The organism is Streptomyces sp. JNUCC 64 (genome assembly GCF_054484115.1).
Genome location: NZ_CM137015.1, coordinates 7,351,639 through 7,373,131 on the forward strand (window position 1 = coordinate 7,351,639; position 21,493 = coordinate 7,373,131).

At 73.6% G+C, this 21,493-nt stretch carries 23 protein-coding genes; 6 read left to right on the plus strand and 17 right to left on the minus strand.

The window, feature by feature from the left end; genetic code table 11:
- Positions 1–168: 168 nt before the first annotated feature.
- Complete coding sequence (locus tag ACVWNX_RS30315) at positions 169–1,320, plus strand: 8-amino-7-oxononanoate synthase (protein WP_454411378.1); 1,152 nt, start codon at positions 169–171, stop codon at positions 1,318–1,320.
- Positions 1,321–1,661: 341 nt separating this feature from the next.
- Positions 1,662–2,132: an ATP-binding protein gene (locus ACVWNX_RS30320; RefSeq protein WP_454411379.1), complete on the plus strand. Its 471-nt coding sequence runs from the start codon at positions 1,662–1,664 to the stop codon at positions 2,130–2,132.
- 195 nt (positions 2,133–2,327) lie between these two features.
- On the opposite strand, the gene ACVWNX_RS30325 is transcribed toward ACVWNX_RS30320, so the two are convergent.
- The 3 genes from ACVWNX_RS30325 to ACVWNX_RS30335 form a co-directional block, all read right to left on the minus strand.
- On the minus strand, positions 2,328–2,801 hold the full coding sequence (locus ACVWNX_RS30325; protein WP_454411380.1) for a C40 family peptidase: 474 nt from the start codon (positions 2,799–2,801) through the stop codon (positions 2,328–2,330).
- A 502-nt stretch (positions 2,802–3,303) separates the two neighbouring features.
- Positions 3,304–3,606 carry a hypothetical protein gene (locus ACVWNX_RS30330; RefSeq protein ID WP_454411381.1) on the minus strand — a complete coding sequence of 101 codons (303 nt, stop codon included), beginning with the start codon at positions 3,604–3,606 and terminating at the stop codon, positions 3,304–3,306.
- A complete protein-coding gene (locus ACVWNX_RS30335) occupies positions 3,603–4,274 on the minus strand; it encodes a ClpP family protease (RefSeq protein WP_454411382.1) in 672 nt (223 codons plus the stop codon). The genes ACVWNX_RS30330 and ACVWNX_RS30335 overlap by 4 nt, the downstream gene beginning before the upstream one ends.
- A gap of 59 nt (positions 4,275–4,333) precedes the next feature.
- On the opposite strand from ACVWNX_RS30335, the gene ACVWNX_RS30340 reads away from it, so the two are divergent.
- The gene (locus ACVWNX_RS30340) at positions 4,334–4,612 is read left to right on the plus strand and encodes a type II toxin-antitoxin system Phd/YefM family antitoxin (RefSeq protein WP_454411383.1); all 279 of its coding nucleotides are present in this window, start codon (positions 4,334–4,336) and stop codon (positions 4,610–4,612) included.
- Between the two features lie 498 nt (positions 4,613–5,110).
- Positions 5,111–6,676, plus strand: coding sequence for an alpha/beta hydrolase (locus ACVWNX_RS30345; RefSeq protein WP_454414996.1), 1,566 nt, complete (start codon positions 5,111–5,113; stop codon positions 6,674–6,676).
- A 17-nt stretch (positions 6,677–6,693) separates the two neighbouring features.
- Here ACVWNX_RS30345 and ACVWNX_RS30350 read toward each other — a convergent pair whose 3' ends face one another.
- The 7 genes from ACVWNX_RS30350 to ACVWNX_RS30380 all read right to left on the minus strand — a co-directional run bounded on the left by ACVWNX_RS30350 (position 6,694) and on the right by ACVWNX_RS30380 (position 13,378).
- Positions 6,694–7,437: a lysophospholipid acyltransferase family protein gene (locus tag ACVWNX_RS30350; RefSeq protein ID WP_454411384.1), complete on the minus strand. Its 744-nt coding sequence runs from the start codon at positions 7,435–7,437 to the stop codon at positions 6,694–6,696.
- A 232-nt stretch (positions 7,438–7,669) separates the two neighbouring features.
- On the minus strand, positions 7,670–8,503 hold the full coding sequence (locus tag ACVWNX_RS30355) for an arylamine N-acetyltransferase family protein (RefSeq protein ID WP_454411385.1): 834 nt from the start codon (positions 8,501–8,503) through the stop codon (positions 7,670–7,672).
- Positions 8,504–8,566: 63 nt separating this feature from the next.
- Positions 8,567–8,734, minus strand: coding sequence for a hypothetical protein (locus ACVWNX_RS30360; protein ID WP_454411386.1), 168 nt, complete (start codon positions 8,732–8,734; stop codon positions 8,567–8,569).
- A 127-nt stretch (positions 8,735–8,861) separates the two neighbouring features.
- Positions 8,862–9,815: a cytochrome c oxidase assembly protein gene (locus ACVWNX_RS30365; RefSeq protein WP_454411387.1), complete on the minus strand. Its 954-nt coding sequence runs from the start codon at positions 9,813–9,815 to the stop codon at positions 8,862–8,864.
- A gap of 137 nt (positions 9,816–9,952) precedes the next feature.
- Entirely contained in the window at positions 9,953–10,978 is a 1,026-nt protein-coding gene (locus ACVWNX_RS30370) for a 6-phosphofructokinase (protein ID WP_454411388.1), read from the minus strand.
- Positions 10,979–11,339: 361 nt separating this feature from the next.
- Positions 11,340–12,068, minus strand: coding sequence for a type 1 glutamine amidotransferase (locus ACVWNX_RS30375; protein ID WP_454411389.1), 729 nt, complete (start codon positions 12,066–12,068; stop codon positions 11,340–11,342).
- A 71-nt stretch (positions 12,069–12,139) separates the two neighbouring features.
- Positions 12,140–13,378: a Mur ligase family protein gene (locus tag ACVWNX_RS30380; RefSeq protein ID WP_454411390.1), complete on the minus strand. Its 1,239-nt coding sequence runs from the start codon at positions 13,376–13,378 to the stop codon at positions 12,140–12,142.
- Between the two features lie 137 nt (positions 13,379–13,515).
- Between ACVWNX_RS30380 and def the strand changes: the two genes are divergently transcribed.
- Complete coding sequence (gene def / locus ACVWNX_RS30385; RefSeq protein WP_454411391.1) at positions 13,516–14,055, plus strand: peptide deformylase; 540 nt, start codon at positions 13,516–13,518, stop codon at positions 14,053–14,055.
- 191 nt (positions 14,056–14,246) lie between these two features.
- Here the strand turns inward: def and ACVWNX_RS30390 are convergent, their stop codons facing one another.
- The gene (locus tag ACVWNX_RS30390; RefSeq protein ID WP_454411392.1) at positions 14,247–14,882 is read right to left on the minus strand and encodes a TetR family transcriptional regulator; all 636 of its coding nucleotides are present in this window, start codon (positions 14,880–14,882) and stop codon (positions 14,247–14,249) included.
- Positions 14,883–15,218: 336 nt separating this feature from the next.
- Between ACVWNX_RS30390 and ACVWNX_RS30395 the strand changes: the two genes are divergently transcribed.
- Positions 15,219–15,542, plus strand: coding sequence for a hypothetical protein (locus ACVWNX_RS30395; RefSeq protein WP_454411393.1), 324 nt, complete (start codon positions 15,219–15,221; stop codon positions 15,540–15,542).
- A gap of 28 nt (positions 15,543–15,570) precedes the next feature.
- Here ACVWNX_RS30395 and ACVWNX_RS30400 read toward each other — a convergent pair whose 3' ends face one another.
- The 6 genes from ACVWNX_RS30400 to ACVWNX_RS30425 form a co-directional block, all read right to left on the minus strand.
- Positions 15,571–16,161 (minus strand): cupin domain-containing protein, encoded by a 591-nt coding sequence (locus tag ACVWNX_RS30400; RefSeq protein ID WP_454411394.1) that lies wholly within the window; start codon positions 16,159–16,161, stop codon positions 15,571–15,573.
- Between the two features lie 19 nt (positions 16,162–16,180).
- A complete protein-coding gene (locus ACVWNX_RS30405; protein WP_454411395.1) occupies positions 16,181–17,395 on the minus strand; it encodes a cytochrome P450 in 1,215 nt (404 codons plus the stop codon).
- Positions 17,396–17,607: 212 nt separating this feature from the next.
- Positions 17,608–18,705 carry a type III polyketide synthase gene (locus tag ACVWNX_RS30410; protein ID WP_454411396.1) on the minus strand — a complete coding sequence of 366 codons (1,098 nt, stop codon included), beginning with the start codon at positions 18,703–18,705 and terminating at the stop codon, positions 17,608–17,610.
- A gap of 268 nt (positions 18,706–18,973) precedes the next feature.
- Positions 18,974–19,210, minus strand: coding sequence for a DUF6213 family protein (locus tag ACVWNX_RS30415; RefSeq protein WP_454411397.1), 237 nt, complete (start codon positions 19,208–19,210; stop codon positions 18,974–18,976).
- Between the two features lie 125 nt (positions 19,211–19,335).
- Positions 19,336–20,736, minus strand: coding sequence for an NADP-dependent succinic semialdehyde dehydrogenase (locus tag ACVWNX_RS30420; RefSeq protein ID WP_454411398.1), 1,401 nt, complete (start codon positions 20,734–20,736; stop codon positions 19,336–19,338).
- 226 nt (positions 20,737–20,962) lie between these two features.
- Positions 20,963–21,430, minus strand: a complete 468-nt coding sequence (locus ACVWNX_RS30425; RefSeq protein ID WP_454411399.1) for an NUDIX domain-containing protein — start codon at positions 21,428–21,430, stop codon at positions 20,963–20,965.
- Positions 21,431–21,493 lie beyond the last annotated feature (63 nt).

The window sequence follows — 21,493 nt, forward strand, 5'->3', positions numbered from 1 at the left end:
TCTGCCGTGCCCGCGTGTGGGTATCACCACATCCTGAGCCGGTGGAGCGACGGTTAGGGTCTGTGCACTGCCTACAAAAACACCGATGTCGCCGCACCCCGGCACCACGGGTGCGGAAGCGGTCCGGCGCCCCCGGGCGGGCGGCCGTCCCCACCCCGAGAGGCACGCATGCGGGTAGCGCCGTTCGACTGGATAGACGCCGAGGCCGACCGCCGGCGGAAGGCCGGGCTGGTGCGCGTCCTGCGGCCGAGGCCCGCCGACTCCCCGCTGCTCGACCTCGCGGGCAACGACTACCTGGGACTGACCCGGCACCCGGCGGTCACCGGGGCCGCCGCCCGGGCGGCCCGGGACTGGGGCGGCGGCGCCACCGGCTCCCGGCTGGTGACCGGCACCACCGCCCTGCACACCCGGCTGGAGACGGAACTCGCCGGCTTCTGCGGCTTCGAGGCCGCGCTCGTCCTGTCCTCCGGGTACGCCGCCAACCTCGCGGCCCTCACCGCGCTCGCCCCGCCGGGCTCCCGGGTGGTCTCCGACGCGGCCAACCACGCCTCGCTCATCGACGGCTGCCGCCTCGCGCGCGGGACCACCGAGGTCGTCGCGCACGCCTCGCCGGACGCGGTCCGGGCGGCCCTGGCCCACGGCACCGGCCCGGCCCTGGTCGTCACCGACTCGGTGTTCTCGGTCGACGGGGACTCCGCCCCGCTCGGGGAACTGGCGGACGTCTGCCGGTCCGCCGGGGCCGCGCTGCTGGTGGACGACGCCCACGGCCTCGGGGTCCTCGGCGAGGGCGGCCGGGGCGCGCTCCACGCGGCGGGGCTCGCGGGCGCCGGTGACGTCGTCGCCACGGTCACCCTCTCCAAGGCGCTCGGCAGCCAGGGCGGTGCGGTACTGGGCCCCGCCCGGGTGATCGACCACCTGGTCAACACCGCCCGGACGTTCATCTTCGACACCGGACTGGCCCCGGCGGCGGTGGGCGCCGCGCTGGGCGCCCTCGGGGTGCTGCGCGCCGAACCGGACCGCCCGGCCGGGGTCCGCGCCGCCGCGACCCTGCTGCACGGGCTGCTGACGGACGCCGGGTTCACGGCCGCCCGCCCCGACGCGGCCGTGGTGTCCGTCCTGGCCCCCTCGCCCGACGCCGCGCTCCGCTGGGCGGCCGACTGCCGGACGGCGGGCCTCGCGGTGGGGTGCTTCCGGCCGCCGTCGGTGCCGGACGGGATCTCCCGGCTGCGGCTGACGGTCCGCGCGGACCTGACGGGGGACCGGCTCCGGGAGGCGGTACGGACGATCACGGAGCTGGCCCCGGCGGGCGCGCGGCGCTGACGGCTGTCCGCCCGGACCGGGGGCGGGCCGCTGGACCGGGGGGCGGGCGGACGCGAGGCACCGTACGGTCCTCTGCGGCCTGCCGCCTGCCGCCTGCCGCCTGCCGCCTGCCGCCTGCCGCCTGCCGCCTGCCGCCTGCCGCCCGCCGCCCGCCGCCCGCCGTGCGGCGGGGACGTGACCGTACGGCACGTTCCGGCCAAGTGGCGGCCGGATTCTTCGCGGAACCACTCACACGGGCGGCGCGCGGCTGGCAGGCTGACCCCCAGCACCGTTCCGGAGGCGTCCGCGCGGGTCAGCCGCCGTGCGCCCGGCACGGTTTCGGGTGGGAGGGGACGAGTCGCGTGGACGACCACCGGGAAGCATCCATGACCCTGCCGAGCGAGCCCGCTTCGGTTCCGCTCGCCCGCGCCCACGCGGTGGACGCGCTCGCCCGCTGGGGGGTGCCGGGCGCCACGGAGGTGACCGACGCGGTCCGGCTGATCGTGTCGGAGCTGGCCACCAACGCGGTGCAGCACACCCTGGGCCGCTCACCGGTGTTCACCGTGGCCCTGGAGCTGTCGTCCGGGGGCCTGCTGAGGCTCGGGGTCACGGACGGCCATCCGCGTCCGCCCCGGCGGCTTCCGGCGGCCGTCCAGCAGGACAACGGCCGGGGGCTGCTCATCATGCGTTCGCTCGCCGCCGAGTACGGCGGGCGGCTGTCGGTGAGCCCCACGCCCGAGGGCGGCAAGACGGTGTGGGTCGAACTGTCCGTGGCGCGTTGGCACAGTCCGTCCGCCAGCGGGGACCCACGGCCCGGTTCACTGGCCCGCTGAGCCCGCTGAGCCCGCTGAGCCCGCTGAGCCCGCTCAGGACGGCACCGGCCCCCGGAAGGCCCGGTCCTGGGCGGTCGCCCTCCGGACCATGGCCGGAGCCGACCACGGGGGTGGGGGACGCACCGGTTCGTCCCCCACCCCCACGGACGGTCAGCGCACGGACCGCCGTGCGCACCGCTCAGTTCGTCGCATCGCTCACCGCACCCGTCCGTACTTCACGCTCTTGGTCCAGATCTTCGAGAGACGGACCACGTCGCCGGTTTTCGGCGAGTGCCACATCTTGCCGCCACCCGCGTAGATGCCGACGTGGTAGACGTTCCGGCCCGAGGAGAAGAACACCAGGTCGCCCTTGGCGCGGTTGCCCGCGCTCACGCGCTTGGTCTTGTTGTACTGGGCCCCGGCCGTCCGGGGCAGGGTCTTGCCCGCCTTCTTGTAGGCGTACAGCGTCAGCCCCGAGCAGTCGAATCTGGAGGGCCCGGTCGCGCCCCACCGATAGGGGGCGCCCTTCTTGGAAGCGGCCACATTGAGTGCCTTCGTCGCGTGCGACGCGGCGGACGCCTCGGAGGCGCCGCCAGGGGCCACTATGGCGCCCCCTACCGCGACGAGCGTCATAGCCGAGGCCGTTCCGGCCCTGGTCAGCAGCGACGGGACACGATTGAGCGCAGTCATTGCGCAACCCTTCGTCAGCCGCCTGTGAAGGATGACCTGTCGGGTTCGGGCAGGCGAAGATGCCCGGCCGCTCACGCGGCTTCACCCCAAGGGCCGCCCCGGATCTCTCCGGCGGCCCGTCTTGCTCGGGTCCTCCACTCCTGCCGATCCACTCCTGTCGACCTGGCGTCCGGGCGGCGGCAGGACTCGGCGTCCGCCCGGACCGCCCCGCCGCTGTGGCGGGGGCTTGTCGTCGGAAGGGATCTTCACGCATGAACATCGGAAAAACCGAACGTTACCGCTGGTTTGTGAGTCTCCTCACCCCTGCTCCGTTCAGGTGGACAGTCGTTCCGGAGGCCGGGGCGGCGGGCGGCTGACGACGTCGGTACCAGCGGCGAAACGTCGATTGCCTAGGATTTCGCGGACGGATAGAGCAAGTCGGGACCCTTCTTCCGTCTACCCCTCGCTACGCTTTTCGGGGGTACTTCTTTTGGGCCGTTTCCTTCCGTCGCCGGACGTCGGGTCAGTTCGGGGCCGGTGGGACCCCGACCCGGGCCGCCCGTCGCACGCCGTCCAGGGTGCGCAACGCGCGGGCCAGCGTGTCGGTGTGCAGCTCGCGCTCGCCGCGCCGGTGCATCAGCGCCAGCGCGTCCCGCAGCTCCACGGCCGCGCTGACGAGCGCCTGGGCGGCGCGCAGGCCGCGATAGGTGTCCTCGGCGCGCGCCGGGTTGATCCGGCCGAGCTGGTCGACCGCCTCCAGATACCGGTCGATCACCTCCCCCTCGGCCCTGGTCAGCGCGGGTAGCGGGGGCAGGTCGGGGATCACCGCGACCGCCTCCCGGGTCCGTACGGGGCCGCGCGGTGCGTCACGACGTGGTCGACGAGCCCGTGGGCCAGCGCGCCCGGCGCGTCGAGGAACCGGTCGCGTTCGAGGTCGGCGCTGACCCGCGCGCGGGGACGCCCGGTGTACCGGACGAGCAGCTCCTCCATCAGTTCACGGGTGCGCCGCAGTTCGCCGGCCCGCCGTGCGAGGTCGTCGGCCCGGCCCTCGACGGGTTCGGCCGGCTCGGGTTGACGGAGCGTCACCCGGGCGCCGGGCAGGGCCAGTCGCTTGCCGGGCGTGCCCGCGGCGAGCAGGACCGCCGCGCCGGGCCCGGCCTGTCCCAGACAGACCGTTTCCACGTCGCAGCTGAGGAAGCGCATCGTGTCGTGGATCGCGGTCATGGCGGTGAACGAGCCGCCGGGCGAGTTGATGTAGAGCGAGACGTCCCGCCCCGGCGCCGTGTACTCCAGGTGAAGGAGCTGGGCGGTGACGTCGCTCGCCACGGTGTCGTCGAGCGGGGTGCCCAGGACGACGATCCGCCCTTCCAGGAGTTTGTCGTAGGGGTCGAGGGCGCGCCGCCCCCACGGGGTGCGTTCGGTGAACCGGGGGAGGGGGTGACGGGCCCCGGTGTCGAGCCGGGCGCCGGGGAGGGTCGTGTCGAGAGGGGTCACGGAAGCCCTCTCCTCTCTGTCAAAAATGTACAGGACGTACATGTCGTTAGAATGGGAGCATGGCTCACGAGATCCCGGTCACGCAAGCACGTGCCGAACTGGCCGACCTGATCAATCGCGTCGTCTACGGCGGTGAGACGGTCGTCCTCACCCGGCACGGCAAGCCCCTCGTCGCCCTGGTCTCCGCCGATGACCTGCGCGAACTGGATGAGCTGAGGGAGCGGGGCGCCGAGCTGCCGCTCGGTTCCGTCACCTCCCTGGGGTCGCTGCCGTCCGCTCCCGGTGAACAGCGCCGCTTCGGCATCACGGCGGAGCACCGGGGGCCGGACGCGCGGTAGCGCGTCTACGCGCCCCTTGGCAAGACCTCGCGCCCGCGCACACGGAAATCGTGCGCGGGCGCCGTGCTGTCCGGACGTCCGCCTCCGTGGACCCGCGCGCTCCCTCCGGTCGGCGGGGGAGCGGGGCACCGGCTCTGATCGTTCCGGAGAACGGACCGTGCGGTTGGTTATGGGTCCGACCAGGGGATCGTGCGCGATCGGGAGGGCGGCGGGGCCGGGAGCGGGGCGTCCCGCCGGGCGGGGGTCGTCACCCTCCGTCCCGTTCCGGCATCGTTCGTCCGGACGGTGCCGGACACCGTTCCCGGCTCCCGTTCGCGTACCGGTGAGCGGTATCGGCCATCCCGGTTATCGGATTGGCAAAGAACCCCGGACCCGCCTGTTGTCAGGGACCCCACAGGCGGGAGGATCGCGCTGCATTCATTCGAATCCACGTACGGGAGGTCCCACTTGAGACGGACACGAGTGAGGCGGGCGACCGCGCTCGGTTCCGCCGGCACCATGATCGCGGCCACGCTCATAGCGGGCGCGCTGGCCGCCCCCGCGGCCAGCGCGCACGACGACCGCGGCCGCGACCGGGACCTGGTACGGGGTCAGGAGCGCGAGCAGATCGGCGCCTCCATCGCCGCGTCGCGTGCCGCCAAGGCCGGGATCGACTGGAAGGACTGTCCCGCCGACTGGGGGCTGCCCAAGCCCATCCAGTGCGGCTGGGTGAGCGTCCCGCTCGACTACGCCAAGCCGTTCGGCAAGCAGATCAAGATCGCCGTCGACCGGATCGGCCACACCGGCACCCCGGAGGAGCGCCAGGGCGCCCTCGTCTACAACCCGGGCGGTCCCGGCGGCTCCGGCATGCGCTTCCCGGTCCGGGTCACCAGCAAGAACCCGCTGTGGGCCAAGACCTCCAAGGCGTACGACTTCGTCGGCTTCGACCCGCGCGGCGTCGGCCACTCGACGCCGATCTCCTGCGTCGACCCGCAGGAGTTCGTCAAGGCCCCCAAGGCGGACCCGGTCCCCGACAGCGAGGCCGACAAGCGCGCCCAGCGCAAGCTGGCCGCCGCCTACGCGGACGGCTGCGCCGAGCGCAGCGGCGAGATGCTGCCGCACATGACCACCCCCAACACCGCGCGCGACCTCGACGTCGTCCGCGCCGCGCTCGGGGAGGAGAAGCTCAACTTCCTCGGCGTCTCCTACGGGACCTACCTGGGCGCCGTCTACGGCACGCTGTTCCCGGACCACGTCCGCCGCCTCGTCGCGGACAGCGTCGTCAACCCGTCCCGCGAGAAGATCTGGTACCAGGCCAACCTGGACCAGGACGTGGCCTTCCAGATGCGCTGGAACGACTGGCTCGACTGGGTCGCCGAGAACGACGCCACCTTCAAGCTCGGCGCCACCCGCGCCCAGGTGGAGCAGCGCTGGAACACCCTGCGCGCCACCGCCAAGAAGAACCCCCTCGGCGGGCTGGTCGGCCCGGCCGAGCTGATCGGCTACTTCCAGGCCGCGCCCTACTACGACTCCCGCTGGGTGCCCGTCGCCCGGGTGTGGAGCCAGTACGAGGCCGGGAACACCCAGGCCCTCGTGGACGCCGCGGCCCCCGATCTGTCGGACACCGCGGGCAACGCCTCCTCGGAGAACGGCAACGCCGTCTACACCGCCGTCGAGTGCGCCGACGCCAAGTGGCCGCGTGACTGGCGCACCTGGGACCGGGACAACACCCGTCTGCACAAGAACTACCCGTTCCTCACCTGGTCCAACGCCTGGATGAACCTGCCCTGCGCGACCTGGAAGTCCAAGCAGCACACCCCCGTCGAGGTGAAGAGCCGCAAGGGTCTGCCGCCCGTCCTCATCGTGCAGGCCGCCCGTGACGCGGCCACCCCGTACGAGGGCGCGCTCGAACTGCACAAGCGGTTCAAGGGCTCCCGGCTGATCACCGAGCGGGACGCCGGTTCGCACGGCGTCACCGGGATCAACAACCCGTGCGTCAACGAGCGCGTCGACGCCTATCTGCTGACCGGCGAGGTGGGCGACGCCAACGTCACCTGCGCGCCGCACGCCAGGCCGAAGCCGTGACCCCCGGCGGGCCCGGCTCAGCCGCCCGGCGTCGTCCGCCGTCCCCGGCGCTGCGGACGGTCCTTCCGCGCCGCCTTCGCGGCCTCCGCCTCCTCCGCCCTGACCTCCGCCGCGTAGCGGTCCACGTACTCCTGGCCGGAGAGCTCCATCACGGCGTACACGATCTCGTCGGTGACGGCCCGCAGGACGGCCTTCTCGCCCTCCAGCCCGGCGTACCGGGAGAAGTCCAGCGGCGCCCCGAACCGGATCGTCACCCGGCGCGGCCGGGGGAGCCGCTGGCCGGGGGGCTGCGCCTCGAAGGTGCCGATCATCGCGCAGGGGACGACCGGGACCCCCGCCGTGAGGGCCATCGCCGCCACCCCCACCTTGCCCTTGTAGAGACGGCCGTCGTGGGACCGGGTCCCCTCCGGATAGATCCCGAGCAGTTCCCCCCGGGCGAGCACCCCGAGGCCCTCCCGGATCGCCGCCGACCCGGCCTCCCGGCCCGAGCGGTCGACGGGGATCTGCCCGGCGGCGCGGAAGAACGCGGCCGTGAGCCTGCCCCGCACCCCGGAACCGGTGAAGTACTCCGCCTTGGCGAGGAACGTGATGCGCCGCGACAGGATCGCGGGCATCAGGAAGTGGTCCGCGAACGACAGGTGGTTGCCCGCGACGATCGCCGCCCCCGTCTCCGGGACGTGCCCGAGCCCCTCGATCCTGGGCCGGAAGAGCAGCCGCAGCAGCGGACCCAGCAGCACGTGCTTCAGCGCGTAGTAGAACAAGGTGCCCTCTCTCCCGACTCCACCGGCCGCACGGGCCCGGGGTGCCACCGGACCGCTCCGTGCTCACCGGACGCTCCCGGACCCGCCGTCGAACCGTGGTCCGCCGTGCGCCGCCGTCGAACCGACGGCGGCGCACGGCGGGACCGACCGGCGGTCGGCGGACGCGCCGCCGACCCGTGCCAGGATGCCAGGTTCCCGGCCCGCCGGTCCGGGTGGACGGGGCTGTCCGGGGTCAGGGCAGCCGGGTGCCCCCGGGCAGGTCGATGCCGAACTCCCCGGAGAGCACCCGCAGCCGTTCGCCGTCCCCGTCGAGGACGCGGGAGGTCCGGCCGTCACCGGTGGTCGGCAGGACGGTCAGCTCGTGACCGGTGAGCAGGAGGGAGCGGTCGGCGAAGGCCCGGTGCGCGTAGACGGCGCGGCTGAAGGGGGAGCGGGGGTGGGTGGCCACGTACCAGTTCGCCACCTCGTAGTCGGCGGGCTGGAACGGTTCCCGGGTGAAGACGTACTGCTCCTCCCAGCCGTCGTCCAGCCGGTACTGGAGCGCCCACGGCTGCTCCGGCCCGGTCCCGTCCGGGCGGACCAGACGGTGCCGCCGTCCGCCCTCGGTCTCCGTCACGGCGTCGGCGACGAAGGGTATCGCCTCCAGCAGCGAACCGGGGGAGCCGAACCCGACGTCCGCCAGCATCCGGCCCTCCTCCCCGGGGACCTCCACCAGGAGGGTCATATGGGTGCGCGGCCGGACCGTTCCCGGCCCGGCGCCCACCTGGACCCGGGCCCCCAGCCTGGTGACCCCGAAGCCCAGCCGGCGCAGCACGGCGGTGAAGAGGGTGTTGTGCTCGTAGCAGTAGCCGCCCCGGCGGGAGCGGACCAGCTTCGCCTGGACGTCGGCCAGGTCGAGGGAGGGGGCCGAACCGAGGACCGGGTCCAGGTTCTCGAAGGGGACGGCGAGCAGATGGGCGCGGTGCAGGGAGCGCAGGACGGCGGTGGTCGGAGCGGGGTCCCCGTCCCAGCCCACCCGGGCGAGATAGGCGTCGAGGTCCAGGGCGGCCGGAGCGTCGGTGGTCATGGGGCGACCCTAGACGAGGCCGGACCCCTGCCCCGTGGCTGTCTCCGTGCCGGGGCCGGGCGGTCAGTCCCGGGCGGCGATCATGCCGAGGGTGATCAGACCGACCACCACCCAGCCGAACCAGAGCCAGCCGTTGCTGCCGAGCGCCACCGAGTAGGCCGACACCGCCACCAGGGTCCCGACGGTGAGCACTCCCATGGTCCGCGTCGACCGGGGGGTCGTTCCGGGCATCGTGACACCCTCCTCACGCCCGCCCGGACGTCCGCCCGGGCCGTGGGCTCACGCCCATGGTCACCCAGGAGGCGCGCCGGGCGCCAGGCGTCGGACCGCACAGGTGTGCGGGGAGCGGGTGGTCGGCTCAGCGGCCCCGGGCGTGCAGGGACGCCAGATAGGCGTTGTACGCCTCCAGCTCCTTGTCCCCGTCCCGGTCGGCCGCGCGGTCCAGCCGGCGGGCCTGGCGCTGGTCGGAGGCGTACCACTGGAAGACCAGCGCGATCAGCACCAGTACCGAGGGGACCTCGCTGAACGCCCAGGCGATGCCGCCCGCCGCGTTCTGGTCGGCGAGCGGATCGATCCCCAGCGACGCGGGTGGGTTCTGGTAGGGGCCGATCATCGGGGTGGACGCCATCATCAGCGCGATGCCGAAGAACGCGTGGAACGGCATCCCCGCGAACAGCTCCAGCATCCGCATCACGTACCCCGGCCGGTGCGGCCCCGGGTCCACGCCCATGATCGGCCAGAAGAACACCAGTCCCGTCGCCAGGAAGTGCGTCATCATCGCGAGGTGCCCCGGCTTGGACTCCATCAGGAACTCGAACAGCGGGGTGAAGTACAGGCCGTACAGACTCGCGATGAACAGCGGGATCGTGAAGGCGGGATGCGTGATCACCTTGATGTAGCGGCTGTGCAGCAGCCCCAGCAGCAGCTCGCGCGGGCCCTTGCGACGGTCCCGCCCGGCGACCGGCAGCGCCCGCAGCGCCAGGGTGATCGGCGCGCCCAGCAGCAGCAGGATCGGCGACAGCATGCTGACGACCATGTGCTGGACCATGTGCACGCTAAACATGACCATGCCGTAGTCGTTCAGCCCGGTGCACGTCACCAGCACCACCGACAGCACCCCGAGCGCGAACGACACGGTCCGGCCCACCGGCCACTTGTCACCGCGCCGGACCAGCCGGGCCACCCCCCAGCCGTACAGGGCCAGCACCACCAGACAGCCGACCAGGAAGAACGGCTCGGGGGACCACGCGAGCCCCCGCCCCAGCGTGAACGGCGGCAGATCCATGGTCATGCCGTGCCCGCTGTGATCCATCCAAGGCTCCTGTTTCGTCCGCATTCGCTGTCCCCGTCCGCACCAGACTAGAACCGCCCCCGGCCGCGACTGCGGGCGGGGGCGGTGAGGCGCGCCGAACGGGTCACGACCCGCTCGCGGGGCGCTCGGCGGGGCTCCTACAGGACGACGCCCGCCTCGGCGTACCGCTCGTCCGGAACCGTCTTCAGCGTCTCCACGGCGCTGGCCAGGGGCACCATGACGATGTCCGTGCCGCGCAGCGCGGTCATCCGGCCGAAGTCGCCGCGGTGCGCGGCCTCGACCGCGTGCCAGCCGAAGCGGGTGGCGAGCACCCTGTCGTACGCGGTGGGGGTGCCGCCGCGCTGGACGTGGCCGAGGATCACCGGCCGGGCCTCCTTGCCGAGGCGCCGCTCCAGCTCCACCGAGAGCTGACGGGCGATCCCCGCGAAGCGCTCGTGCCCGTAGACGTCCTTGCCGCCCTCGTCGAAGTCCATCGAACCGGCCCGGGGCTTGGCGCCCTCGGCGGCCACCACGATGGCGAACTTCTTGCCCGCCGAGAACCGCTCCCCGACCCGTTCGGCCAGCTCCGCCACGTCGAACGGACGCTCCGGCACCACGATCGCGTGGGCCCCCGCGGCCATCCCGGACTGGAGGGCGATCCAGCCGGTGTGGCGGCCCATGACCTCGACGATCAGCACCCGCTGGTGGGACTCGGCGGTGGTCTTCAGCCGGTCCAGGGCCTCGGTCGCCACCCCGACGGCGGTGTCGAAGCCGAAGGTGACGTCCGTCGCGGCGATGTCGTTGTCGATCGTCTTCGGCACCCCGACGATCGGCAGCCCGTTGTCCGACAGCAGCCGGGCCGCCTTCAGCGTGCCCTCGCCGCCGATCGGGATGATCGCGTCCAGGCCCAGCTCCCGTACGTGGCCCTTGGCCCGCTCCACCCCGTCCACCAGGTGCGCGGGCTGCACCCGGGACGAACCGAGGATGGTGCCGCCGAGGGCGAGGATGCCGCCGACGGCGTCGAGGTCGAGCTTGCGGTAGTCACACTCCAGCAGCCCCCTCCAGCCGTCGTTGAAACCGATCACCTCGTCGCCGTGGTCGACGACGGCACGGTGGACGACGGACCGGATGACGGCGTTCAGACCAGGGCAGTCACCGCCGGAAGTGAGGACACCAAGACGCATGGCTCGGAAACCTTTGCAACGTGGACGTGCGACCGGACCACGCCGTCCGGTGGGACGCCGCCACCCTACCGGCGTATCCGCGCTGCGCCGAACGGCCCGTCCGTCTTCTGGACACCCCCGCACAACTGAGCGGAGGCCCCGTCAGACGGGGCCTCCGCTCAGTTGTGCGACCCGCTGTTCAGGCGGGCGCCGAAGGGGGTCAGGCCGTCTCTTACGGATCTTGCTGGGCTCGCGGGGCCTGGCACGCCCGCTCGCCGCGTTGTCGTCAGTCGCCGACGCTCCGCGTGGGCTCCTTCCTCCGCCTTGCGATCGCACGCACCAGGCCCCGCTCCCTGATCCAGCCAGCCCCGCAAGAAACGACCTAGGCGGGCTGCTGGGCCGCCGAGATCCGCTCGTTGCGCAGCGCCTCGTACCATCGGTCGTCGGTGGGCGGCAGCGCGTTCACGTCGAGCGCCAGCTTCAGCAGCAGATCCGCGACGAGCGGATTGCGGGCCAGTACCGGACCGTGCATGTACGTGCCGAACACGGTGTCGTTGTACGCGCCCTCCGTCCCGTCGCCGGTGCCGTTGCCCCGGCCGATCCGGACCCGCGCGAACGGCCGCGCGGTCGGACCCAGGTACGTGACGCCCTGGTGGTTCTCGAACCCGGTGAGCGGCGGCAGCCCCAGCCGGGGGTCGATGTCCCCGAGGACGTCGCCCACGCACCGCTCGCCCTCGCCCCGGACCGTCTTCACGTCGAGCAGACCGAGGCCCGGCTCGCGCTGGCCCAGGTCGTTGATGAACTCGTGGCCGAGGATCTGGTACCCGGCGCACACCGCGAAGACGATCGCCCCGTTCTCCACCGCCCGGGGCAGTCCGGCGTCCCGCCGCAGCCGCTCGGCGGCCAGCCGCTGCGGACGGTCCTCGCCCCCGCCGATCAGATAGATGTCGCCCGAGGTCGGGATCGGCTGGTCGCTGCGGACGTCGATCCGGGTGACGTCGAGCCGCCGCTGACGGGCCCGGCGTTCCACGACCAGGGCGTTGCCCTGGTCGCCGTAGGTGCTGAGCAGGTCCGGGTAGATCCAGACCAGACGCAGACTGCTTTCGCTCATCCTTGAGAATCCTTGGCTCGGAGGCCCGTCGTGCGGGGCGTGCGTGCGGGTGCGCGGCTCGGGTGCCGGGGTCAGTTGCCGATGCGGCGGCGCAGGTCCTGGAACGCGGTGTAGTTCGCGATGACCTCGATCCGTCCCGGCGGGGCCGACTGGACCGCCTGGTCGACCGTGTCGCAGACCTGGAAGCTCTGGCCCGCCACCTCCAGCCGCACCGCGAGGTCCAGCTTGCGGTCGCCGACGACGAAGATCGGGTGCCCGGTCAGCCGGGTGTAGTCCACGTCCCACAGCCACGAGGTGTCGGTGCCGTCGGCGCCGCGCGCGTTCACCGAGAGGATCACCGGCGCGGGCGCCGGGTCGATCAGCGAGAACGTCTCCAGCCAGCCCGCCGGGTTCTTGGCCAGCAGCAGCCGCAGGTCCCGGTTCATGAACTGCACCACGTCGTAGCGGCCGGCCACCGCCTGCACCTGGTACATCCGCTCCAGCGCCACCTGCGGGGGCACCCCGAAGACCGCCGCGACGGCCGCCGAGGTCGCCGCGTTGGCCTTGTTGGCGCGGCCCGGCAGCTGGAGGTGGATCGGCCAGGCCGAGCCGTGCGGGTCCAGCACGTAGTCGCCCTGGAGCGCCCAGCTGGGGGCGGGGCGCCGGAAGCCGCACTCGCCGCAGTACCAGTCGTCGCCGGGGCGCTGCATCACACCGCCGCAGGACGGGCACGACCAGGCGTCGTCCTTCCACATCTGGCCCGCCGCGACCCAGATCACGTTCGGCGACGAGGACGCCGCCCACACCACCAGCGGGTCGTCCGCGTTCGCGATCACCACGGCCTTGGTCCCGGCCAGGCCCTCCCGCCAGTGCTCGGCGAGCATCCGGGTCTCGGCGGCCCGGTCGAGCTGGTCCCGGGAGAGGTTCAGCAGGGCGATCGCCTTGGGCTCCACGTCGCGGGCGACGCCGGAGAGGTACTTCTCGTCGACCTCGATGACGCCGTAGCGGGCGTCCGAGCCGCCCGCCAGCGCCGAGGTGATCCCGGCCGGCATGTTCGCGCCGAGCGCGTTCGACACCACGGGTCCCGCGGCGCGCAACGCCTCCGCGATCAGCCGGGTCGTCGTCGTCTTGCCGTTGGTGGCCGAGACCAGCACCACGTCCAGGTGGTTGGCGAGACGTCCCAGCAACTCGGGGTCGAGCTTGAGCGCCACCCGGCCGCCGATCACCGATCCGCTGCCGCGACCCGCCGCGCGCGAGACCGCCGCGGCCGCCTTGCCCGCCGTCACGGCCAGCTTGGCTCGTGGCGACAGCGGGTCCGGATTTGCTGCCATCGTTCTGCGTCCTCCTTGCGTACGGCGCCGCGCCTGCACCGGCCTCGATACCCCTCAGCCTATCGAGATACGGTCACCTGCCCGAACCACGGCACCGTCACGAACCGGGCGGGTTCCGTGAACGTACCCTTACCGGCATGCCGCACCGCACCATCCCGGGAGCCTCCGGGCACGTCCGACCCCTTGTCCCGCACGGCGATCCGGTCCTGCGCGCCCGCTGCGCGGAGGTCACCGATTTCGGCCCGCCGCTGGAACGGCTGGTCGAGGACATGTTCGCGACGATGTACGCGGCGCGGGGCGTGGGGCTCGCCGCCAACCAGGTCGGCGAGGCGCTGCGGGTGTTCGTCTACGACTGCCCCGACGACGAGGACGAACGCCACCTCGGCCATGTGGTCAACCCCACGCTGACCCGTCTGGACGGGATCACGGTCCGCGGCGCGGAGGGCTGTCTGTCGCTGCCCGGACTGGAAGCCGGCACCGAACGCTTCGACGAGGCCGTGGTGGAGGGCGTGGACGTGCGGGGCGAGCCGGTGCGCGTCACGGGCACCGGCTTCTTCGCGCGCTGCCTCCAGCACGAGAGCGACCACCTCGACGGCGGGCTGTACCTGGACCGGGCCACCGGACCGCGCGCCTGGCGGGCCCGGCGCGCGGTGGCCCGCGGCGACCTGCGGACCTGAACCCGCGCGGACGTCCGTGCCGCGGTGGCGGTCATCGCCGCCGCCGTTGCCCGAAGTCCGCGCGGTCGCCCGTGCCCGGACGCGGCGCGCGTCCGGGGTCCGGGCGATCGGCACCCGACAGGGGTGGCGGACCGTGCGGGACATGGGGCGCGTCCGTGGTCCTGGCCGGTCCCGGAGCCGGTGGCGCGGCGTCAGAGACCGGGGCCGCCCACCCGGTCGCCCGCGACGGCGAGCCGTCCCCACAGCAGGTCGGCGAGGGAGCGCACCAGCTCCGCGCGGGAACACGGGCGTTCGTTCAGCCACCAGTCACCGGCCCCGTGCATCATGCCGACGACGCCGTGCCCCCACACCCGGGCGGGCAGGTCCCCGTCCGGACCGAGGTCGAGCCGCTCCCCGACCACCCGGGCCAGTTCCTCGCCGAGGCTGCGCAGCAGGGGAGCGGACCGCCGTCCCCCGCCGGAACCGGTTTCGCCGCCCTTCCCGGGGTGCGTCAGGAACCGGTACACCTGGGGCCGGGTCTCGATCGCGGTGAGGTACGCGTCGAGGGTCGCCTCGATGCGTTCCCGGCGCCGGGCCGGGGCGTCGAGGGCCGCGCGCAACGAGGTGAGCAACGCCTCCATATGGCGTTCGGCCAAGGCCGCGTACAGACCGCTCTTGTCGCCGAAATGGCGATAGAGGATCGGTTTCGTAATGCCGGCCTCGGCGGCGATGGAGTTCATCGAGGCGCCCGGCCCCTCCCGGAGCACCACCCGGTCCGCGGCCTCCAGCAACTCCAACCGCCGCCGGTCGGCGGACCGCTGGAGGTCGCCCCGCTGTGTGGTCTCCATGACATTCTCCCCACCCCGTGTGAATCCTGATACGCCAGCGCAAACTAACACCCCCGGCGCGCCGCCCCCGGGCCCCGGCGGTCCGGCCGTCGGCGGCGCGCGCCCGCTACGGGGCGCCGTCCCGCACGCCCGGCGCCCCCGGTGCGCTCCGGCCGCCGCGCGGCGGTGGCGCACCACCCGGTGACTTCCCCGGCCGTCTGGCCGAGACTGGGACGGAGGCCGTCGGGACACCGGGCGAACGCCCGGGGGAAGCGCGAGAGGCACGGGAAACGTGAGAAGCACGGGAAACGTGAGAAGCGCGAGGAACCGGGAAGACGGCGGGAAGCGGGGGAGACGATGAGGGGCAGGACGGGCAGGGCGCTCGCCGTTCTCGGCGCGGTCGTGGCGTGGGGAGCCGTGGTCCCGTCGAACGCCCAGGCCGCGACCGGGCAGTTCGTCTACCACACCCAGCCGGGGAACGTCGCCCGCACCCTGACGGACCCACGGGACGGCGACTGCTACCCCTTGAGCCGCCAGGGCGACGGCACGGTCACCAACGGCACCGACCGCCGGGCCGTCCTGTACGAGGACAAGAACTGCCGCAACGTCACCGTCGAGGAACTCGACCCCGGACAGTGGAGCGTGCACAGCGTCTTCCGGTCGGTGCTGTTCACCCCCTGACGGACCGCGCGGGAACGGCGGGCCGCGCTCACCGGCCGGACGGCGGCTCGCTGCCGGGCAGCGGGTGGGTGCCGTGCCGCAGGGGCGTCAGCTGCTCGATGTCGTAGCGGGCGCGCAGTTCGGCGATGGCGGCGCCGTCGGGGGAGCCGCCCGCCGACAGGATCTCCAGCAGCTCCTCGAAGTACCGCTCGTGGTCGGGCGGCGGCGAGGACTGGAAGAACATCCGCGCCGGGGAGTCGGTCGGATTGGCGAAGGCGTGCGGACACCCCGGCGGCACCACGATCACCGTGCCCGGACCCGCCCGCACCACCCGCCGCCCGCCCGGGGACTCCCAGCGCTGCCAGCGCTCCGGGGTGCGGATCCTCGGCTCGAACGCCAGCACGTCCAGCTCGCCCTCCAGCACGTAGAACAACTCCTCGCTGCGGGAGTGCACATGGGCGCCCACGTCGAAGCCCGGCGGCACCACCACCTCGAAGCTGGACGCCACCCGCGAGTGCTCGCCGGTGACCTTGAAGGTGACGTCCTGGGCCGGGGTCCGTACGTGCTTGCCGTGTCCCGGCGGCACCAGCAGCCCCTCGGGCGGCACCCGGAGCCCCTCCGGCGGGACCAGCGCGGTCATCCCGTGGCCTTCCGCCGGGTCACCAGGTCACCGGCAGGGCCTCGGGCCCCCGGATCAGTGCGCCCTTGCGCCAGGGCACCTCCTCGGGCGGCACCGCGAGCCGCAGCCCCGGCACCCGGTCCACCAGGGTGGACACCATCAGCTCGGCCTCCATCTTGGCGAGGATGCCGCCCACGCAGTAGTGCGGTCCGTGGCCGAAGGAGACGTGCGGATTGGGGCTGCGGTCGAAGTCGACGCGGTCCGGCTCGGGGAACACGTCCGGATCGCGGTTGGCCGCGAGGTACGACACGTACACCGCGTCGCCCTCCCGGATCCGCGCCCCCCGCACCTCCACGTCCTCCAGCGCGATCCGGGACAGCCCCACGGCGCTGCGGTGCGGGATGTACCGGATCAGCTCGTCGATGGCCCGCGAGCGGATGCCGGGCTCCTCGCGCAGCCGCCGCCACAGCTCCGGACGGGTCAGCAGCAGGTAGAACAGCTGGCCGGTGTTGTTGGTGACCGCCTCGCCGCCGATCTGCACCAGCACGGCGAGCCCCACCGCCTCCTCCTCGCTCAGCTCGCCCCGGCCCACCGCCGCGCCGAGCAGTCCCACGACGTGCTCCTCCGCGCTGTTCCGGCCCGCGCGCACCAGGTCCGTGAAGTACGCGACCATGGAGTCCTTCGCCCGCTCGCTCACCTCCACCCCGTTCGACGAGGACAGGATGAGCTGGGTCCAGGTGTGCATCCGCTCCCGGGCCTCGGCGGGGACCCCCATCAGCTCGCAGATCACCGCGATCGGGAACGGCGCGAACACCCGCTCGGTGAGGTCCGCGGGCGGCCCGTCCCGCAGCAGTCCGTCCACCAGGCCGTCCAGCGTCTCCTGGGAGTGGGCCCGGATGCGCTGCACCCCCCGCGCGGTGAACGCCGCCGCGACGGAGCGGCGCAGCCGGGTGTGGTCCGGGGGGTCGGCGAACCCGACCGCGCCCGGCACCGGGATGAAGTGCGGGGCGAGCCGGGTGACCTGGCGTCCCATCACCGCCGCCCGGCTGAACCGGGGGTCGTTGGTGACGGCCCGCACGTCTTCGTAGCGGGTCACCAGCCAGGCCCAGCCCTCGCCGTTGGGGAGCCGGATGCGGTTGACCGGTCCCTCGCGCATCAGCTCCGCGAGCACCGGGTCGAAGTCCACCGCGGTCAGGTCCAGCGCGGGCCAGAACCGTACGGGCGGGAGGGTGGTGGTCGTCGTCTCGTCGGTCATGCCGGTGGCCTTCGTCCTCGGTCGGGTGGAACCGGTCGGCGGGGAGGTCGGTGGGGGAGTCGGCGGTGCGGTGGTCGGCGGGCGGTCAACGGGGCGGGCACCCAGGGGGATGCGGGAGCGGCGGACGGGACCGTGGCACCGGCCCGGCGCGCGGAGGCGCGCCGGGCGGCGGGACGGATGCCGGGCGCCCGGGGCGCGCCGGGTGCCGGGCCTCAGGCGAGGGCCTCCCGGGGCACCTGCACCGAGGAGGTCAGCGGTTCGTCCGCGTTCACCCAGCGCCCCAGGGTCATCTCGGCGGTGATCCCCGGGCCGAAGCCCGCCAGCAGCCCCCGCGCCCGGTGGGTGGCCCCGCCCTCGTCGAAGAGCCGTCGCAGCGCGTCGAGCACCACCGCGCTCGCGATGTTGCCGTACTCGGTGAGCGTGGCCCGGCTGAAGCGGAACGCCTCCGGGGGGACCTGGAGGAACTTGCTCAGGTCGTCGAGGATGCGCGGCCCGCCCGCGTGGACGATGTAGAAGTCCAGGTCGGTGGCGTCCCAGCCGTGGACGTTCGCGAGTTGTTTGAGCGCCGGGGCCAGGGGTTCCATCGTCGCCGGGACCCGCTTGTCCAGCAGGAAGTGGAACCCGGTCGCCCGTACGTCGTAGGCGATCCAGTCGGCGGTCTTGGGGATCAGGTACGAGCCGTTGCGCTCCAGGGTGACCCCGGTGCCGCCCTTGCCCCGCACCACGGCCGCGGCGACCCCGTCCCCGAAGAGCCCGTTGGACAGCAGCGAACCGATGCCCAGGTCGGTCGGCTGGTAGCACAGCGAGCAGAACTCGCACGCCACGATCAGCGCGTTCGCCTCCGGGTAGGCGGTGCAGAAGTCGTGCGCCCGGTTGATGGCGGCGCCCCCGGCCGCGCAGCCCAGCTGGGCGATCGGTATCTGGCGGGTCTCGCTGGAGAAGTCCATCTCGTTGATCAGCCAGGCGGTCAGCGACGGCATCATGAAGCCCGTGCAGGACACGTAGATGATGACGTCGACGTCGCGGGCCCTCAGCTCGGCGTCGGCCAGCGCGCGCCGCACCACCGCGGGCACCCGGGCCTTGGCCTCCGCCTCGTACAGCTTGTTGCGGTCCTCGAACCCCGGGTGCTTCAGGGTCTCCTCGATGGGCTGCACGATGTGCCGCGTCCGGACGCCCGTGTTCCGGATCAGCCGCAGGGCCAGGGGCAGCTGGGGGTGGTCGGCGTGGCGACTGCTCGCCAGCGCCAGCGTTTCCTCCATCGTGATGATGTGCTCCGGGACGGATACAGCGGGTCTGCACAGAGTCGCCATGAACGTGCCTTCTCTCGTCCCCCTCGGACGAAGGGTGGTCCACCCACGATGCGCCCTGGCGGCGGGGATATCGCGCCGGACTACTCCAGACCGGGGGTGCCCGGACCCCCGGGGAGCCGACCCCGGGAGGTCCGCCCTTCCCGTCCCGGCCGCCGCCCCTGACCCTCCCCGTCCCGGCGAGCGCCCCTGGCCCTCCGCCGTTCCGTCCCCGCCCCTGTCCCCGTCCAGGACGCCGGGCGCGCCGGACGCGGACCGGTCCCGGCCGGGATCAGGACGACGTGGTGGTCTGGTGGGCGATGCAGGCGACGTCGATGCGGTCGGCGAGCTTGGCGAGTTCGATGGCCAGCGCGGCCACCGTGTCCTCGTCCAGGTCCGCCCGCCCCCGCTCGACGAGGTGCAGCCAGTGCGCGCCGATCCCGCGCAGCAACCCGCTGACGTCGGCCGCCGCCACGTGCAGACTGCCGTGGCTGTCGATGATCACGGGGGGCGTGACTTCCCGGCCCACTGGTACCTCCCGGAGACGACGAGGGAGGGGATCGTAACCGCCCGGCCGTCCGCGCCCGGCGCCCCCGCGCCCACCGGACGGCCGGATTCCCCCGGATCGCGCCGGCTCCCGTCGCGCCGCGCCGTTCAGGCGCCCTGCCACACCGTGGTGACGTCGCAGAACTCGCGCAGGCCGTGCCCGGCCAGTTCCCGCCCGTACCCCGAGCGCTTGACCCCGCCGAACGGGAAGGCCGGGTGGGAGGCCGTCATCCCGTTGACGAACACCCCGCCCGCCCGCAGATCGCGGACGAACAGCTCGACCTCGGCCGCCTCCCGCGTCCACACGCTGGAGGAGAGCCCGAACGGGGTGTCGTTGGCGAGGGCCACCGCCCCGGCGGCGTCCGCGACCCGGTACAGGACCGCGACCGGGCCGAACGCCTCCTCGTGGTGGATCCGCATGTCGGGGGTGACGTCGGTCAGGACCGTCGGTTCGTAGTACCAGCCGTCGGGGAACGCGGACGGCCGCCCCCCGCCGCACAGCACGGTCGCGCCGCTCTCCACCGCCTCGTCCACCAGCTCCTCCAGAGCGGCCCGGCCGCCTTCGGTCGCCAGCGGCCCGACGTCCGTGCGCTCGTCCAGCGGATCGCCCACCCGCAGCGCCCGCATCCCCTCCGTGAACGGCCCGGCGAACGCGTCGTACACGTCCTCGTGGACGAGGAACCGCTTGGCGGCGACGCAGGACTGGCCGTTGTTCTGCGTCCGGGCGGTGACCGCGACCCGCGCCGCCCGCTCCACGTCGGCCGACGGCATCACCACGAACGGGTCGCTGCCGCCCAGCTCCAGCACGGTCTTCTTGACCTCGTCCCCGGCGATCGCCGCCACCGAACGCCCCGCGGGCTCGCTCCCGGTCAGGGTCGCCGCGGCCACCCTCGGGTCCCGCAGCACTCCCTCGACCGCTTCCGAGCCGATCAGCAGGGTCTGGAAGCAGCCCTCCGGGTAACCGGCGCGCCGGAACAGGTCCTCCAGGTACAGCGCGGTCCGGGGCACGTTCGACGCGTGCTTCAACAGCCCCACGTTCCCGGCCAGCAGGGCGGGCGCGGCGAACCGCACCACCTGCCAGAGCGGGAAGTTCCACGGCATCACCGCGAGCACCACCCCGAGCGGCCGGTACACGATCCGCACCCCGACGGCCCCCGAGTCGGTGACGTCGTCGGTGTCCGGCCGTTCGTCGGCCAGCAGCGCGTCGGCGTGCTCGGCGTACCAGCGCATCGCCCCGGCGCACTTGGCGGCCTCCGCGCGGGCCTGTCCGACCGGCTTGCCCATCTCCACCGTCATCACCCGGGCGATCTCGGGACCGTCGTGTTCCAGCAGGTCGGCGGCGCTGTGCAGCAGCCGGGCCCGCTCGTACGGCGGCAGCAGCCGGAACCGTTCGAACGCCTCCGCCGCCGTCGCGATCCGCCGTTCGATCCCGGCGTCGTCCAACGCCTCGAAGACGGCGACCCGCTCGCCCGTGGCCGGATTGACCGTTGCGATGAGCGTCGGGGACATGGAACCTCCTGGAGCGCGGTCCTTCGACCTTCACTTGGCACACACCGGGCCGCAACACGACGGGAGGGGTGGGAACCGGTGTCACGCGGGGGAGAGCGGTCCGCGCCGGTGCGCGGCGGTCCCGGGCGGCCGCCGTCCGGCGCGCGGACGGCCGCGTCCGGCCGCCGGACCGGGGCCCGCCGCTCCGACACCGGATGGGGACGGGGCACGGCGAGCGGACGTCCGCTCAGCGGTCCAGCACGGCGGCCAGCCGGTCGAGGAACACCCGCTGGCCCCGCACCAGCGCCTCGCGCGCGGCCTCGGGGGCGAACCAGGCGACCCGGTCCAGCTCCGGGAAGGTGCCGGTCCGGCCGGAGCGGGGCGGCCACTCCATGGTGAACGTGCCGGGCACCACGTCCGCCGGATCCAGTTCGGCCTCCACCGCCCACAGGGTGACGACCTTGCCGCCCGGCTGGACGGCCTCGCCGAGCGGCACCGCCTCACCGGCGGGCGGGGCGAGCCCCAGCTCCTCCCGGAACTCCCGGCGGGCGGCGTCCCACGCCTCCTCGGGCGGCGCGTACTCGCCCTTCGGGGCGCTCCACGCCCCGGCGTCCCGGCGCGCCCACAACGGCCCGCCCATGTGCCCCAGCAGCACCTCGTGGCCCTGGGGGCGGTGCCGGTAGGGCAACAGGCCCGCGCTGCGTCTGACCGTCATGCCCCCAGCCTCGCCCCGGAGCGGCCGGTCCGCCCGTCGGCCCGGGGCGGGCGTCCGTCCCGG

Coding starts and splice junctions, on each gene's coding strand:
- ACVWNX_RS30315 (WP_454411378.1), top strand. CDS start 169: ATGCGGGTAGCGCCGTTCGACTGGATAGACGCCGAGGCCGACCGCCGG.
- ACVWNX_RS30325 (WP_454411380.1), bottom strand. CDS start 2,801: ATGACTGCGCTCAATCGTGTCCCGTCGCTGCTGACCAGGGCCGGAACG.
- ACVWNX_RS30340 (WP_454411383.1), top strand. CDS start 4,334: ATGGCTCACGAGATCCCGGTCACGCAAGCACGTGCCGAACTGGCCGAC.
- ACVWNX_RS30345 (WP_454414996.1), top strand. CDS start 5,111: ATGATCGCGGCCACGCTCATAGCGGGCGCGCTGGCCGCCCCCGCGGCC.
- ACVWNX_RS30355 (WP_454411385.1), bottom strand. CDS start 8,503: ATGACCACCGACGCTCCGGCCGCCCTGGACCTCGACGCCTATCTCGCC.
- ACVWNX_RS30360 (WP_454411386.1), bottom strand. CDS start 8,734: ATGCCCGGAACGACCCCCCGGTCGACGCGGACCATGGGAGTGCTCACC.
- ACVWNX_RS30365 (WP_454411387.1), bottom strand. CDS start 9,815: ATGGATCACAGCGGGCACGGCATGACCATGGATCTGCCGCCGTTCACG.
- ACVWNX_RS30370 (WP_454411388.1), bottom strand. CDS start 10,978: ATGCGTCTTGGTGTCCTCACTTCCGGCGGTGACTGCCCTGGTCTGAAC.
- ACVWNX_RS30375 (WP_454411389.1), bottom strand. CDS start 12,068: ATGAGCGAAAGCAGTCTGCGTCTGGTCTGGATCTACCCGGACCTGCTC.
- ACVWNX_RS30380 (WP_454411390.1), bottom strand. CDS start 13,378: ATGGCAGCAAATCCGGACCCGCTGTCGCCACGAGCCAAGCTGGCCGTG.
- def (WP_454411391.1), top strand. CDS start 13,516: ATGCCGCACCGCACCATCCCGGGAGCCTCCGGGCACGTCCGACCCCTT.
- ACVWNX_RS30390 (WP_454411392.1), bottom strand. CDS start 14,882: ATGGAGACCACACAGCGGGGCGACCTCCAGCGGTCCGCCGACCGGCGG.
- ACVWNX_RS30395 (WP_454411393.1), top strand. CDS start 15,219: ATGAGGGGCAGGACGGGCAGGGCGCTCGCCGTTCTCGGCGCGGTCGTG.
- ACVWNX_RS30400 (WP_454411394.1), bottom strand. CDS start 16,161: ATGACCGCGCTGGTCCCGCCGGAGGGGCTCCGGGTGCCGCCCGAGGGG.
- ACVWNX_RS30405 (WP_454411395.1), bottom strand. CDS start 17,395: ATGACCGACGAGACGACGACCACCACCCTCCCGCCCGTACGGTTCTGG.
- ACVWNX_RS30410 (WP_454411396.1), bottom strand. CDS start 18,705: ATGGCGACTCTGTGCAGACCCGCTGTATCCGTCCCGGAGCACATCATC.
- ACVWNX_RS30420 (WP_454411398.1), bottom strand. CDS start 20,736: ATGTCCCCGACGCTCATCGCAACGGTCAATCCGGCCACGGGCGAGCGG.
- ACVWNX_RS30425 (WP_454411399.1), bottom strand. CDS start 21,430: ATGACGGTCAGACGCAGCGCGGGCCTGTTGCCCTACCGGCACCGCCCC.